We start from the raw sequence: 14,389 nt of genomic DNA on the forward strand, positions 1-14,389 counted from the left end.
CCGGCGGCGCCCGGCCGCGGCTCGCAGGCGGGCGCCAGGACGCGGGTCACGGCCGCGGGTCCAGGGCACCCATCCGCAGCATGGCCACCACGTACTCCGCGGCGTTGCGCGCGGCCGGCTCCCGCGCGTCGTCCGTCTTCCCGTGGCCCCAGTCGGAGATGGCCTTGACGAGGATCCAGTGGGTGCGGCCCCGCGCGGCGGCCGCGTAGACGCCGCTGCCCTCCATCTCGCCGCCGATGGCGTCCGGCTCCAGCTCGGCGAACCGGTCGCGTACGGACCGGGCGTTGCTGAGCGTCCCGGCCGAGAGCATCAGGCCGAAGTGCACGGCGCTCTCGCCGCGCCAGGCGACCTCCGCGGCTCGCAGCCGGTCCAGCAGCAGGCTCGACGCCGTCACCTTGTCCCCGCGCAGGATGACGGCCTGGCCGCCGTCCGGGGTCTCGGTGACCTTCCGGTGGTCCATGACCCGCAGCTGGCCGGCCACCAGGATGTCGCCGAGCCGCTGCCCGTCGCCGGGGCGCAGCCCCCAGCAGATCCCGACCATGATGAGGTAGTCGGGCGTGAGCTGGTCGAGCAGGGAGGCGGCGACGACGGTCGCTCCGCCCGGCCCGTGGGCCGACTGCTCGGTCTGGGCGACGAGCACGTCGACGCCGCTGACCGGCCCGAGCGCGAACACGGTGTGGTCCTTCAGGAAACGCGGCTCGGGCTCGCGGCCGTTGACCGCCCGTACGGCCTGGAAGACCGCCGTGCGCTCGGTCGTGTTCGTCACCAGGACCAGCAGGCTCGTCCGGTTCTCCACCTGTCTTCTCATCCTCTCGTACGGCTCCTCTCTGAGCCGCGCGTATCGGCGGTTCTGACGTACGGCCAACCAGGACACCGGAACCGCCATCAGACCCGCCGCGCTGACGAGCCAGCCGATGATCCACACCCGGTCGGTCGCCGGCGCCAGGCCCGGCGGGTCGCTCAGCAGCAGCCGCTGGCTCAGCCAGTGCACGGCGTCGAGGTACGTCGCCGGACGGCCGGAGCACCCCGTGCGTGGGCAGGCCGAACGCTCCCAGTCCGCCACCGAGGGCGCCATGAGCACGACCAGCGCGACGAGCGCGAGGAGGTACCACAGGCCGAAGGCGCCGGAGTCGATCAGCCTGCGCTCGGCCGGGTCCGGGCCCTTCGCCTCCGGAGGCACCACCATCACCGCGGCCCCGCGGCCGTGGCCGCCGACGGCGGTGCTCCACGCCTCGACGGCCCGGCGGGCCTCGTCCGTCGTCACGCCCTGCTGGAGGATCACCAGCGTCTCGGCGAGCCGGCCCTGCCGTACCGCGTAGCCGTGCCACCCGGCCGCCGCGTCGGCCCGTACCGACACGATGGCGGCCAGCCGGTCCCGGGTGCGGCGCAGCAGCTCCTGCGTACGGTCCCGGTCCGGCCGGTCCTGGTGGAGCAGCCGCACCGCCCAGTGCCGCCCGGGCAGCTCTTCGGACGCCGCCTCGTCGCCGTGGCCCTTCAGGCTGAAGGCCCGGACGATCCACGCCGTGGACACCGCGCCCGACAGCAGCATCCACACGGCGACGTGGACCACGGCCAGCAGGGCGAGCAGCAGTCCCGCGACGGCGAAGCGGAACGGCACCATGCACACGGCGGCGGCGAGTTCGAGCAAAGGAGGGCCGAGGTACCACAGCCAGTCCCAGTAGCGGTCCACCCCGCGCAGCGCCCGCATGCGCAGGCCGCCGCCTCGGCTGCGGTGGCGGACCCTGGGCGGGGGTTCGAGCAGCGCGAAGCAGCCGAGGTCCCGCCACACCAGCCGCCCGTCGTACGCGGCGACGTACAGCATCACCGACAGCGGACCGCGTAACCGGACCAGCCCGGTCTTGCCGCGCTGCCGGGCGGTCAGCAGCGCCACCCGGCCGTGCTGGGCCTTACTCACCGCATGTGCGGCGGCGCGGCACTCCCGGAAGGTGGGCCCGCCCCCACGGCGGACAGCATCCCCCATCGCTCGCCAGCCCCCCTCTGGCTCCCGGCCCCCACCGGTCGCCGTTCACCACTCATGGTAGGGGCGGGGTCTGACATGGCCCGGGCGTCCGGGTCAGCGGTCCTCACGCGGGCGGGACGTCGCCGGTACGACTGATGCCACCGGCTGATGCCACCGGCCCCCGGCGCTACGGGCAGCCCACCGCACCCGGCAGCCCGAAGGCGGCGAACAGCCCCGGCTCCAGGTAGACGACGACGCGGCAGACGCCGCCCGGCGTCGTGGTGAGCACCTGGAGGGCGTGCGCGTGGTGCAGGCCGTCCGCCTCCCGCCGGTACGTCGCCGCCGCCGGCTGGCCGTTGGCGCCCACGGGGACCAGCCGCAGCAGACCGGGTGCGCCGAGGACCGTGGCGGCGAGGAAGCGGACGACGGCCTCCCGGCCGGCGAACCACGTCGGCAGCGGCGGCATCTCCAGCACGGCGTCGGCGTGCAGCAGCCGGGCCAGGGCGGCCGCGTCGGCGTTCTCGAAGGCGGCCATGTAGCGGTCGAGCAGGGCCCGCGTCGCCGGTTCGGCCGGTTCGGCGAACTGCTCCTCGCGCGGCGTCGCGGCCTCCAGCTCCGCCCGGGCCCGTTGCAGCAGGCTCTTGACCGCCGCCGTGGAGGTGCCGAGCAGGTCGGCGACCTCGGCGGTCCGCCAGGCCAGTACGTCCCGCAGGATGAGGACCGCCCGCTGCCGGGCGGGCAGGTGCTGGAGGGCGGCGATCAGCGCCAGCCGTACGCTGCCGCGCGCGGCCACCACCGTCTCCGGGTCCCCGGGGGTGGCCGCCAGCAGGGTGTCGGGCAGGGGCCGGACCCAGTCGACGCCGGGCGGGGCGGCGGCCAGCGGGGCCTCCGGGTCGTCGCCGGGGCCGCCGAGTCCGGAGGGCAGGGGCCGCCGGGCGCGGTGTTCGAGGGCGGTCAGGCAGGCGTTGGTCGCGATCCGGTAGAGCCACACGCGCAGCGAGGACCGGCCCTGGAAGCCGTCGAAGGAGCGCCAGGCGCGCAGGTACGTCTCCTGGACCAGGTCCTCGGCCTCGTCGGGCGCGCCGAGCATGCGGTAGCAGTGCGCCAGCAGTTCCCGCCGGTACGGCGCCGTCAGGCGTTCGAACTCGCTGCCGGGCGGCGCCGCGGCCGTCCGCACACGCGGGGGTCGGGAGGCCGCGGCCGTGGGCCGTCCTCCGGGGTCCGTCACCGTGCCAGCCATCGCAGGGCTCCCTCGATCCGGCGGTGTTCCGGTCTGCCCGAGCAGACGTCGGTCTGACTGACTGTGCAGACTCCGGGAGCCGGAAAAACGCATCGGTCGGCGGCCCGCGGCCGCGCCGGGCCACGGCCGTACCGGGCACGCGTACGTCCCGGCGTGGCCGTGTCCGGCGGTTGTCCGCGTCAGGTCGCCGCCCGCCGCGCCGCGGGGTCCCGCTCAGCCCTTCCGTGCCCGTACGGCGACGGGGTCCGCCGCCCGGCCCGGCGCGCAGGCGGCCGCCACCGCCCCCACGGCGGCCAGGGCCGACGCGGTCCACAGCGCGGGCTGGAAGCCGTCGACGAAGTCCGCCGGTGAGGCGTAGCCGCCGTGGTGCGCGAACACCGCGGAGAGGATGGCGATGCCGAACACGCCGCCCAGCTCGCGCAGGGTGGTGTTGGTGCCCGCGGCGACGCCGGTGTCCTGGAGCGGGACCGCGGCGGTCACCGCGGCGGCGGACGTGGAGAAGATCATGCCGATCCCCACCCCCGCGATGATCAGCGGCCCGACCAGCGTCCCGTACCCCACTCCCGGCTCGGTGACCGCCGCCAGCCAGCCGAGCCCCGCCGCCTGGAGTACGAGGCCGAGCAGCAGGAACGGCCGGGTGCCGAACCGTTCGGCCAGCACCCCGGCGGCCGGAGCGGCGATCATCGGCATGCCCGTCCACACCAGGATCCGTACGCCCGCCTGGAGCGGCGAGTTGCCCAGGCCGATCTGGAAGAGCTGGCTGATCATGAACAGCGAGCCGAGCAGCGACAGGAACTGGAAGAAGATCACCGCGTTGGCGACGGTGAAGTCGCGGCGGCGGAAGTAGGCCAGCGGCAGCATCGGGTGCGGTGCCCGCCGCTGCCACAGCAGGAAGGCCGCCACCAGCGCCGCGCCCGCCACCAGCGCGCCGACCACCTCGGCACTCCCCCAGCCCGCCGACGGCGCCCGCACCGGCGCCCACACCAGCGCGAACATGCCCGCCGCCGCGAGCACCAGACCGGCCACGTCCAGCTCCGGCCGCGGCCCGCGGCTCTCCCGCAGCCGCAGCGCGGACAGCGGGATCATGACGGCCACGACCGGCACGTTGATCCAGAAGATCCACTGCCAGGAGACCCCCTCGGTGATGGCCCCGCCGAGCACCGGCCCGGCGGCCACTCCGAGCCCCGTGATGCCGCCCCACAGCCCGATCGCCACCCCCCGGCTACGGGCCGGGAACGCGTCGCTGATGAGGGTCAGCGTCAGCGGCAGCACCGCGGCCGCCCCGGCTCCCTGCACCACGCGCGCGGTGATGAGCGCCCCCGCGCCCGGCGACAGCGCCGCCGCCGCCGAGGCGAGCCCGAAGACCGCGAGCCCGGCGAGGTACGTCCGGCGGCGGCCGAAGCGGTCGCCCAGCGCCGCGCCGGTGAGCATCAGGCAGGCGAAGGCCAGGTTGTAGGCGTTGAGCGTCCATTCGAGGTCCGCCAGGCTCGCGCCGAGGGAGTCCCGCAGCACCGGCAGGGCGGTGGCGACGACCACCACGTCGAGGGAGCACAGGAACGCGCCGAGGCCCGCCAGGACCAGCGCCCAGCCTCTGCCGCGAGCGGACAGGGCCGTCTCGGCCGGGGGCGGGGTCGGGGTCGGGGTCGGGGTCGGCGGCGCGCCTGCTCGGTCCGGGTCTGGGGAAGCGGGCGTCGCCGGTGTCGGCGTCTGCGGGGTCTGCGGCATGTCGGTCCTTACGTCGCTCCGTACGGCCCCGGGGCGCCGGGGCGGTCGGCTCTGGTCTCGATGTACGGACCGGGTGGAGGACGGAAAGGAATCGTGGCGACTTCCGCGCGGCGGGCCGCCGGGAGTCCTGGCGGCGGTCACCTGCGCACTGAGCGGACACCCACCGCCCGCCGCCGGGCCGGACCGCCGGGGATGGGCCTGCGGTGCCGGTCACCCGCACGCCCCCTTCCCGCACCGCGCCCCGCCGTCGTCGTGGGCGGCGAGCAGCGCGCCCCGGGCCTCGGCGACCTCGACCAGGGCGGTCAGGCACTCGACCAGCCGTGCCAGGACGTAGCGCATCTGACAGGTCTCGGCGTTGCCGGTGATGATCAGGTCCTCGGTGTGCCCGAGGAGCACCCGGGCCATCTCCACCCGTGCCGCCTCGCCGGGGTCGACCCGTTCCAGGCGCTTGCCGCGCATCTCGGCGACCCGCACCACGCGGACCAGCGCCCACACCAGCCGCACCGCCCCCGCCCGCAACCGCCCACCGTCCACGCGGGCGCCCGAGGCGAGCCAGACCCGCGTCGCCCCCAGCACGCTGCGCGCGGCCAGCACCTGCGCGTCCTCCCAGGCGTCCGCCAGCACGCCCACCGGCCCAGGGCCGTGGCCGTCAGGGGCCGGGACGGTGTAGCAGGGCGTGCCGTCCACCGTGGACCACGGCAGCGGGACCAGCCCGCTCACCGCTCCCCCTCCGGGCCCGTGGCCTTCGCCTGGCAGCGGAGGCACTCGCACCGAGGCCACTCACACGACGCCGGAACGAACGACTTACTCGGCTCACCCCGCACAGAACAGGAACTCACCTCCGCCTGCTCACCGCTCACCGGGTCCAGCCGGTACACCCGGATCGTCATCACCGCCACGCCCAACCACCCCCCAGCACTCGTCGTCCCCTCTCAGGGGCCAGCCTGTAGACCTCGATCGTCATCCCGGACATGCCATGCCGCCTCGGTAGCTCACTTGTGGGGTGGGTGATGCCGACTCCCGGGAGCGCTCTCGTGCGGATGGGCTGGCGTCGGAACAGTCCAGCCATCCGCTGAGGGCTCCTCGGTGCGCGTAGCGGGATCGTCGCGCCGTTCACCAGGACGGAGGAACCTCCTCCAAACCACACTTGGGGACGTCCCGCATCGCGTAGAACGTCCCTGGTGCCGTCCCGGACAGCAGGGAGAGACTGTGGTGGCCAACGAGAAACTACGTGCCGTCATGGCGGCCAGCGGTTGGACGTACGCCGCTCTCGCTCAGCAGGTCGAGGTGGATCCCAAATCCGTCGAGCGGTGGGTCAACCAGGGTCGTACACCACGTCGAGCGACAGCCATGCTGGCGGCCGAAACGCTGGGAGAAGACGTGTACGCACTGTGGCCATCGCTCAGGCAGCCGCGGCCCGCCCGCGCCGTCAGTCCCGAACTGGTGGCGCTCTACGGGCAACGCGCTGACATCCCCGTATCGGCGTTCGTTGACATGCTGGCGCAGGCCCGGCAAAAGATCGACGTGTTGGTATATGCCGCCGTCTTCCTGCACGAGGCGTACCCCAGGCTGAACGACCTCCTACGGGAGCGGGCTGCCGAAGGCTGTGCCGTACGCATCGCCGTGGGCGAGGCCCACAGCCCGAACGTTCATCAGCGCGGCCGCGAGGAGAAGTTCGGGGGCATCGAGTCCCGCTGTCAACTGGCGCTTATGCACTACGCGACGTTGGTCGGCACACCGGGCGTCGAGATCCGCACTCATGGCACGACTCTCTACAACTCCCTCTACCGTGCCGACGACCAGATTATGGTCAACGCTCACGTGTGGGGGGTGAATGCCTACGCGGCCCCTGTCTGGCACCTGCGCCGGAGCGGCACGGGCGGCATGTTCGACACCTACACTGCGAGCTTCGACGCTGTGTGGGCAACAGCGACTCCGGCGCAGGAGGGATGACCGTGACACGCACCGAGTACTACGACGACCCGGCCGCACCCGAGCCCAACAGCCTGGTCGTCGCCGCCTCCGCCGTCGTCACCGACGACGCCGGGCGCATCCTGCTCCAGCGCCGCCGCGACAACGGCCTGTGGGCCCTGCCCGGCGGCGGGATGGAGATGACCGACTCGCTGCCCGGCACGGCCGTCCGCGAGGTCAAGGAAGAGACCGGCCTCGACATCGAGATCACCGGCCTCGTCGGCACCTACACCGACCCCCGCCACATCATCGCCTACACGGACGGCGAGGTCCGCAGGCAGTTCAACGTCTGCTTCACCGCCCGCGTCACCGGCGGCAGCCTGGCCATCTCCGACGAGTCCACCGAACTGCGCTTCGTCCCACCCGACGAACTCGACGCACTGCCCATGCACCACACCCAGCGCCTGCGCGTCCGGCACTTCCTGGAGAACCGGCCCCAGCCGTACCTGGGCTGAACCCCCCGGAACGCGGACCGCCGAGCGAGAAGAGCAGCACGACATGTCCGTATGGAAGAACCACGGCGAGCACACCGTCTACGAAAACCCGTGGCTACGGGTGAACCTCGCCGACGTGGAACTGCCCGACGGGCGCCACCTCGACCACTACCTGATCCGGCAGCGCCCCGTCGCACTCGCTACCGCCGTCAACGACAACGACGAAGTGCTGCTCCTGTGGCGCCACCGGTTCATCCCGGACTCCTGGGGCTGGGAACTGGCAGCCGGAGTCGTGGAGGACGGCGAAGACCTCAAGGACGCAGCCGCCCGCGAAATGCTCGAAGAGACCGGATGGCGGCCCCTCGGCCCGCTGCGCCACCTCCTCACCGTCGAGCCCTCCAACGGGCTGTCCGACGCCCGGCACCACGTCTACTGGGCCGAAGGCGCCGAGCACATCGGCCACCCGGAAGACGACTTCGAGTCCGAACGCCGCGCCTGGGTGCCCCTGAAGGACGTACCGGACCTGGTCACACGCGGCGAAGTCCGCTCCGCCAACACCGTCGCCGCGCTGCTCCTGCTCCACCACATCCGGTCCGTGTGAAAGCAAGTCGAGGGCCCGGCCGCCGTAACCGGGCCCCGGGGCCTCAGTCCTCGCTGGCAGGCACACTCGGTTGCCCACCGCGTTGGGACAATCTGATCGGGAACCGGCGGCGGCCCGGCCAGACCGGGGGCGGCCCCCGCCGACCCCGCACAGGCCCGGCCGCTCGGGCCCGTCGTCGTCCATCCCGGTTCACTCCCCGTTCGTACCAGGGGCATCTCGGGCCGATAGCAAACGGATCGGCACAACGAACGCATCTGGCACCAGGAGGGGTCGTCATGGACCGGATACCCGGCGCGGCAGGCGGACGGAACGCGGAGGGGGCCCACGGGGTGGGGCGGCGGAGCGTGCTGCGGGGCGCGGCCGTCGCGGGGGGCGGGCTGGTGGTGCCCGCCACGGTGGCCGCACGCGCGTGGGGCGCGCCCGCGCAGGTGCTGTCCGGGCGGCCGAGTGCGCTCTCGGGCGTGCAGGCCGGGGACGTGACGGCGACCTCCGGGCTGGTGTGGGTGCGGTCCGACCGGCCCGCGCGGATGGTCGTGGAGACCTCCGCCACCGAATCGTTCGCCCGCGCGCGACGCTGGGTCGGGCCGCTGGTCGGGCCCGAGACCGACTTCACCGGCACCACCGCCCTGCACGGCCTGCCGCCCGGCGCGCAGGTGCACTACCGGGTGCTGCTGGCCGACCCGGACGACCCGCGCCGTACGAGCGAGCCGGTGCGCGGAACGTTCCGCACCGCGCCCGCGCGCCGCGAGGACGTGCGGTTCCTGTGGTCGGGGGACCTGGCCGGGCAGGGCTGGGGCATCGACCCGGACCGCGGCGGCTACCGGATCTATGACGACATGCTGCGGCTCGACCCGGACTTCTTCGTCTGTAGCGGCGACAACATCTACGCGGACGGGGTGATCCCGGCGACCGTCGCCCTGCCCGACGGCCGTGTCTGGCGCAATGTCACCACGTCCGAGAAGTCCAAGGTCGCCGAGACGCTGGACGAGTACCGGGGCAACTACCGCTACAACCTCCTCGACGCCAACCTGCGCCGCTTCAACGCCCAGGTGCCCACCGTGGTCCAGTGGGACGACCACGAGGTGATCAACAACTGGTACCCCGGCGAGATCCTGACCGACTCCCGCTACACCGAGAAGAGCGTCGACGTGCTGGCGGCGCGGGCCCGCCGGGCGTTCGCCGAGTACGTCCCCGTCCGCTCGCTGCGGTCGGACGGCTCCGGGCGGGTCTACCGGGTGCTGCGGCACGGGCCGCTGCTGGACGTCTTCGTGCTCGACTGCCGTACGTACCGCGACCCCAACTCCCCGGGCCGCCAGCCGGAGGACGCCCAGGGCATCCTCGGCGCCGAGCAGACCGCGTGGCTCAAGCGGGAGCTGTCGCGGTCCCGCGCGGTGTGGAAGGTGATCGCCTGCGACATGCCGCTGGGCATCGTGGTGTCCGACGGGCCCACCGACTTCGAGGCCGTCGCGCAGGGCGACCCCGGCGCGCCGCTCGGCCGCGAGCTCCAGATCGCCGACGTGCTCCGGCACGTCAAGCACCAGCGGGTCACCGGCACGGTGTGGGTGACGGCCGACGTGCACTACACCGCGGCGCAGCACTACGACCCCGCGCGGGCGGCCTTCAAGGACTTCGCGCCGTTCTGGGAGTTCGTCTCCGGGCCGCTGAACGCGGGCGCCTTCCCGGCGTCGCCGCTGGACGGGACGTTCGGCCCGCAGCGTGCATTCGTCAAGGCGCCGACCCGCGCGAACGTCTCGCCCGCCGAGGGCTTCCAGTTCTTCGGCCAGGTCGACATCGACGGCGGCAGCGGCGAGCTGACCGTCCGGCTGCGGGAGGTGGGCGGCGCGGTGCTGTACACCAAGGTGCTGCGGCCGGGGCTGGTCGGCCAGTAGGCGGTCGTCACGGGGGCCCGGGGGCGTCGCGGGGGTGTCCGGGGGCATCGCGGGGGTGCGGGGCCCGCCCGGGGTTCGGGCCCTGCCCGGGCGGCTCTCCCCGGGCGCGGGCGGCGGTCCTCCTTACGGTGGCCGCCGCTGCCGCCCGCCCGCGCATGCCGTCACGCGTCCGGCTCGCCCGCCTCCCCGTCCCCCGGGACCGTCCGCGCGTAGTCGATCAGGCGGCTGAAACCGTCGGCCCCGTGCCCGTCGGCGATCGCCTGGTCGAGCTGCGCGCGCAGGGCGGTGAGCCAGCCGACGGGCACGCCGGACTGGCGGCTCGCGCGGGTGATGTGGCCGACCGCGAGCGCGTTGGCGCTGAGGGTGGCGACATCGGTGGCGTGCTCGCCGCTGTCGACCGCGGCGGCGTCCTCCGGGCCCGTCAGCGGCAGGATCAGGTGGGCGATCCACGACGACAGGTACGGCTGGAGGTCCGTCGCGGTGACGCCCGCCGCGCGGGCCAGGGTCTGGGCGTGGCGCAGGCCCAGGAGAGCCGCGTACATCAGGGTCAGCAGGGCCAGGTCGTAGACGAGCGCGATGCCGGGATCCGAGCCGAGGTGCACGGTGCCGCCGCCGAAGCGCCGCAGCACGGGCTCCTGCTCCTCGAAGACGTCCTTCGGGCCGCCGTAGAAGAGCTGGGCCTCGGGGCTGCCGATCATCTGCGGTACGGCCATGATCGCGCCGTCGAGGTATTCGGCGCCGCGTTCGGCGGCCCAGGCGGCGGCCTCCCTGGCGTCGTCCGGGGTGCCCGAGACGAGGTTGACCAGGGTCCGGCCGCCGAGCGCGGCGGAGTCGAGCACGTCGAACATGACCTCGTACGTCGCCAGGCAGACGACCACCGTCCCGCTCGCGCGGGCCGCGGCGGCGGGCGTGTCCGCCAGGGTCGCGCCCCGGGCCACGAGGAGGTCGGCGGCGGCGGGAGTGCGGTTCCACACGGTCGTGGGGTGTCCCGCGTCCAGCAGGGCGGCCGCCAGGGCCCGGCCCATGAGGCCGAGGCCGATGACGGTGACGGGGGTTCGGGCGGGGTCGGGGGTGGGAGCGGGGGTGTTCGGGGTGCTGGGTGCGTTCATGGGGCGACTGTGCGGGTGGGGGGTGCCGGTCGGGTGCCGGTCGGGTGCCGGTTCGGTGCCGGTGGGGTTTCCGGGGTGGCGCCCGTGTGGTCCGGTCGGGTTTCCGGTGGGGTGCGGTCGGGTTTTCGGGGGTTCGGTCGCGGTCGGCTTCCTGGGGGGCGCGGGGGCGTTCCCCGGGGTCCGGGGGCGTCGCGGCGTACCGTGGTCCCATGCGTTACGGGGTGCTCGGGCCGCTGGCCGTGTGGGCGGCGGACGGGCGGCCCGTCGGCATCCCGGAGGCGAAGGTCCGCGCCCTGCTGGCCGGTCTGCTCGTACGTCCCGGGCGCGTGGTGCCCGCCGACCGGCTGGTGGAGCACCTGTGGGGTGCGCGGCCTCCGGCCGATCCGGCCGCCGTGCTGCGCGGCAAGGTCTCCCGGCTGCGCGCGGCCCTCGGCGACCCCGGCCTGGTGGAGTGGCGGCCTCCCGGGTACCGGCTGGCGGTCGGGGACGACGCCGTGGACGCGGGCCGGTTCGAGGCGCTGACGTCCCGCGCGTGGGACGAGCCGGACGCCGAGGCGCAGGCCGCGCTGTTCGCCGAGGCCCTGGGCCTGTGGCGCGGGCCCGCGTTCGCGGACGTCGCCGACGAGGAGTTCGTCCGCCCGGCCGCCCTGCGGCTGGCCGAACGGCGGCTCGCCGCCCAGGAGGCGTACGCGCGGGCGCGGCTGGACCTGGGCGAGCAGGGCGTGGCCGGTGAGCTGGCCGCGCTGGTCGCCGAGCACCCGCTGCGCGAGCGCCTGCGGGCCCTGCACGTACGGGCCCTGTACCAGGCCGGGCGGCAGGGCGAGGCCCTGGCGAGCTACCGCGAGGCGCGCCGCCTGCTCGCCGGTGAGCTGGGGGTGGAGCCGGGGCCCGAGCTGGCCGCCGCGCACGACGCGGTCCTGCGGCAGGACCCGGCCCTCGGGCCGCGCGCCGGGTCCGTGCCGACCGCACCGTCCTCCACACCACCCGCGCCGACCGCGCCGTTCCGGGGGCGGGGAGCGGCGGGCTCGGGTGCGGCGGCGGGCCTCCCGCGCGGGGGCTCGGATTCCGGTGGCCCGCCGCCGTCCGGCCCCGACCCAGGCCCCGGCCCCCGTACGAACCTGCCCGCACCGCTCACCGGTCCCGCCGACCTCGTCGGCCGTGACCGCGCGGTCGAGCGGGTGCGCGCCCTGCTCCGCGACGGCCGCCTGGTGACCCTGACCGGGCCCGGCGGGGTCGGCAAGACCCGGCTCGCCCTGGAGGTCGCCGCCCGCGTCCTGGCGTCCGGTTCCGGCGGTCCCGACGTGTGGCTGGTCGAGCTGACGGGCCTGGACCGCGCGGCCGATCCCGGGGCGGACCGCGTCGGCGAGGTGGTGGCCGCCGCCCTGGGGGTCCGGGACGACGGGCCCGCGCGGGCCGTCGACCGGCTCGCGCGGGCGCTGCGCGCGCGGCCCGCCCTGCTGGTGCTGGACAACTGCGAGCACGTCATCGGCCCCGTCGCCGAGGTGGCGGAGGCGCTGCTGCGGGCCGCGCCGGAGCTGCGGGTGCTGGCCACCAGCCGGGAGCCGCTGGAGCTGCCGGGCGAGCGGCTGGCCGCCGTCGCGCCGCTGGACCAGGACGACGCCGTACGGCTGTTCGCGGCCCGCGCCGCGGCGGCCGCGCCGGGCTTCGCGGTGACCGCCCGCAACGAGCGCGCCGTCGCCGCCGTCTGCCGCCGCCTGGACGGCCTGCCGCTCGCGCTGGAGCTGGCGGCCACCCGGATCCGCGCGCTGCCCGCCCAGCAGCTNCGCGCTGGAGCTGGCGGCCACCCGGATCCGCGCGCTGCCCGCCCAGCAGCTCGCCGAGCGCCTGGACGACCGCTTCCAGCTGCTGACCGCCGGGCGGCGCGGCGCCCCGCCGCGGCAGCGCACGCTGCGCGCGGTGATCGACTGGAGCTGGGAGCTGCTGACCGGCGACGAGCGCGCGGTGCTGCGCCGCCTGGCCGTGTACGCCGACGGGTGCGCTCTCGACGCCGCCGAAGCCGTCTGCGCGGGGGACGGCGTCCGCCCGGAGCGGGTGCTCGACGTGCTGGCGCGCCTGGTGGACCGCTCGCTGGTCGTCGCGGCCGACGGGCGCTACCGGCTGCTGGAGTCCGTGGCGGCCTACTGCGCCGAACGCCTCGACGAGGCGGGCGAGGCGGAGCGCACCCGCCGTCGGCACGCGCGGTACTACACGGACCTCGCCGCGGCCGCCGAGGAGCACCTGCGCGGCCCCGGCCAGCAGGAGTGGCTGCGCCGCCTGGACGCCGAGAGCGCCAACCTGCGCAACGCCCTGGACGGCCTCGTACGCCGCGGCGCGGCCGGGTCCGCGCTGCGGCTGGTGACCGCCCTGGTCTGGTACTGGTTCCTGCGCGGGCGGCTCGGCGAGGCGCGGCGCGCGCTGGACCTGGCGCTCGGCACGCGCGGGAGCGCGACCGGGGCGGCGGGCGGGGACGCGGGCCCGGACCTGGACATGGACGCGGGCCCGGGCCCGGACCTGGACAGGGACGCGGACGCGGACGCCGTGGCGGGGCTGCGGGCGACGGCCGCCGCCTGGCGGGTGGGAGTCGAACTGCTCGTCTTCGACGGCACCGGGCCGGTGTCGGCCGAGCGTATCCGCGCGGTCTGCGACGCCGTGCCCGCCCCGCTCGCGCGGGCCCGCGCGCGGTGGTTCCTGGGGATGGTGGGGAGCGGCTTCGGCGACCCGTCCCTGAGCCCGGAACTGCTCGCCCAGGCGCTCGCGGCCTTCCGCGCGCACGGCGACCGGTGGGGCACGGCTGCGGCACTGGCCGTGCGCGCGTCCCAGGCGGTGACCGCCGACCCGGCCGCGGCCGGGCGGGACGGCGAGCGGAGCCTGGCGCTGTTCCGGGAGCTGGACGACCGCTGGGGCCGGGCGTACGCGCACATGGTCCTGGGCACCCTGGCCGAGATCACCGGCGACTACGCGCGGGCCGCCGCCCTGCACCGGGACGGCCTGCGCACGGCCGAGGAGCTGCGGCTGTGGCCCGAGGTGGCCGCCCGGCTCTCGCTGCTCGGCCGCCTGGCCCTGCTGGCCGGCGACCACGCGGCCGCCGACGCCTACCACGAGCGGGCCAGGCGGCTCGCGGCCGAGCAGGCGCACCCGCGCGCCGAGCAGTTCGCCGAGGTCGGCCTGGGCATGGCGGCCCGGCGCCGGGGCGACCTGGACGCCGCCGAGCGGCACCTGCGCGGCTGGCTCGACTGGTGCCGCCAGTGGGACGGCGACCCCGGTACGGCCTTCCTCCTGGCCGAACTCGGCTTCATCGCCGAGCTGCGCGGCGACCCGGCCACGGCTCTGGCCCTGCACCGCGAGGGCCTGGCCGCCGCCCGCGCCGCCGGCGGCCCGCGCGCGGTGGCCCTCGCTCTGGAGGGGCTGGCCGGCGCGTACGCCCTGGGCGGCGACCCCGCGCGGGCGGCCCGCCTGCTGG

10 protein-coding genes and 1 pseudogene are annotated in these 14,389 nt (G+C 75.5%); 6 read left to right on the plus strand and 5 right to left on the minus strand.

What is annotated here, in order from left to right:
- Positions 1-46 precede the first annotated feature (46 nt).
- The 4 genes from RKE29_RS20330 to RKE29_RS20345 form a co-directional block, all read right to left on the minus strand.
- Complete coding sequence (locus RKE29_RS20330) at positions 47-1,915, minus strand: hypothetical protein (RefSeq protein ID WP_312006906.1); 1,869 nt, start codon at positions 1,913-1,915, stop codon at positions 47-49.
- A 232-nt stretch (positions 1,916-2,147) separates the two neighbouring features.
- A complete protein-coding gene (locus RKE29_RS20335) occupies positions 2,148-3,200 on the minus strand; it encodes an RNA polymerase subunit sigma-70 (protein WP_312006907.1) in 1,053 nt (350 codons plus the stop codon).
- 213 nt (positions 3,201-3,413) lie between these two features.
- A complete protein-coding gene (locus tag RKE29_RS20340; protein ID WP_312006908.1) occupies positions 3,414-4,925 on the minus strand; it encodes an MFS transporter in 1,512 nt (503 codons plus the stop codon).
- A gap of 210 nt (positions 4,926-5,135) precedes the next feature.
- Complete coding sequence (locus tag RKE29_RS20345; protein WP_312006909.1) at positions 5,136-5,645, minus strand: hypothetical protein; 510 nt, start codon at positions 5,643-5,645, stop codon at positions 5,136-5,138.
- 492 nt (positions 5,646-6,137) lie between these two features.
- Here RKE29_RS20345 and RKE29_RS20350 point away from each other — a divergent pair, with 492 nt between their 5' ends.
- The 4 genes from RKE29_RS20350 to RKE29_RS20365 all read left to right on the plus strand — a co-directional run bounded on the left by RKE29_RS20350 (position 6,138) and on the right by RKE29_RS20365 (position 9,820).
- Positions 6,138-6,878 carry a helix-turn-helix transcriptional regulator gene (locus RKE29_RS20350; RefSeq protein WP_312006910.1) on the plus strand — a complete coding sequence of 247 codons (741 nt, stop codon included), beginning with the start codon at positions 6,138-6,140 and terminating at the stop codon, positions 6,876-6,878.
- A 2-nt stretch (positions 6,879-6,880) separates the two neighbouring features.
- Positions 6,881-7,351 carry an NUDIX domain-containing protein gene (locus tag RKE29_RS20355; protein ID WP_312006911.1) on the plus strand — a complete coding sequence of 157 codons (471 nt, stop codon included), beginning with the start codon at positions 6,881-6,883 and terminating at the stop codon, positions 7,349-7,351.
- Between the two features lie 43 nt (positions 7,352-7,394).
- Positions 7,395-7,931 carry an NUDIX hydrolase gene (locus RKE29_RS20360; protein WP_312006912.1) on the plus strand — a complete coding sequence of 179 codons (537 nt, stop codon included), beginning with the start codon at positions 7,395-7,397 and terminating at the stop codon, positions 7,929-7,931.
- Positions 7,932-8,206: 275 nt separating this feature from the next.
- Positions 8,207-9,820 (plus strand): alkaline phosphatase D family protein, encoded by a 1,614-nt coding sequence (locus RKE29_RS20365; protein WP_312006913.1) that lies wholly within the window; start codon positions 8,207-8,209, stop codon positions 9,818-9,820.
- A 161-nt stretch (positions 9,821-9,981) separates the two neighbouring features.
- Here the strand turns inward: RKE29_RS20365 and RKE29_RS20370 are convergent, their stop codons facing one another.
- On the minus strand, positions 9,982-10,929 hold the full coding sequence (locus RKE29_RS20370) for an NAD(P)-binding domain-containing protein (RefSeq protein WP_312006914.1): 948 nt from the start codon (positions 10,927-10,929) through the stop codon (positions 9,982-9,984).
- Positions 10,930-11,138: 209 nt separating this feature from the next.
- On the opposite strand from RKE29_RS20370, the pseudogene RKE29_RS30835 reads away from it, so the two are divergent.
- Together RKE29_RS30835 and RKE29_RS20380 are read left to right on the plus strand one after the other, a co-directional pair.
- Positions 11,139-12,383 (plus strand): annotated as a pseudogene (locus RKE29_RS30835) (BTAD domain-containing putative transcriptional regulator); the annotation flags it as partial.
- 463 nt (positions 12,384-12,846) lie between these two features.
- On the plus strand, positions 12,847-14,389 hold a 1,543-nt coding region (locus RKE29_RS20380), incomplete at its 3' end, for a tetratricopeptide repeat protein (protein WP_312006915.1).

The sequence above is a fragment of the Streptomyces sp. B1866 genome (genome assembly GCF_031932565.1).
GTDB lineage: Bacteria > Actinomycetota > Actinomycetes > Streptomycetales > Streptomycetaceae > Streptomyces.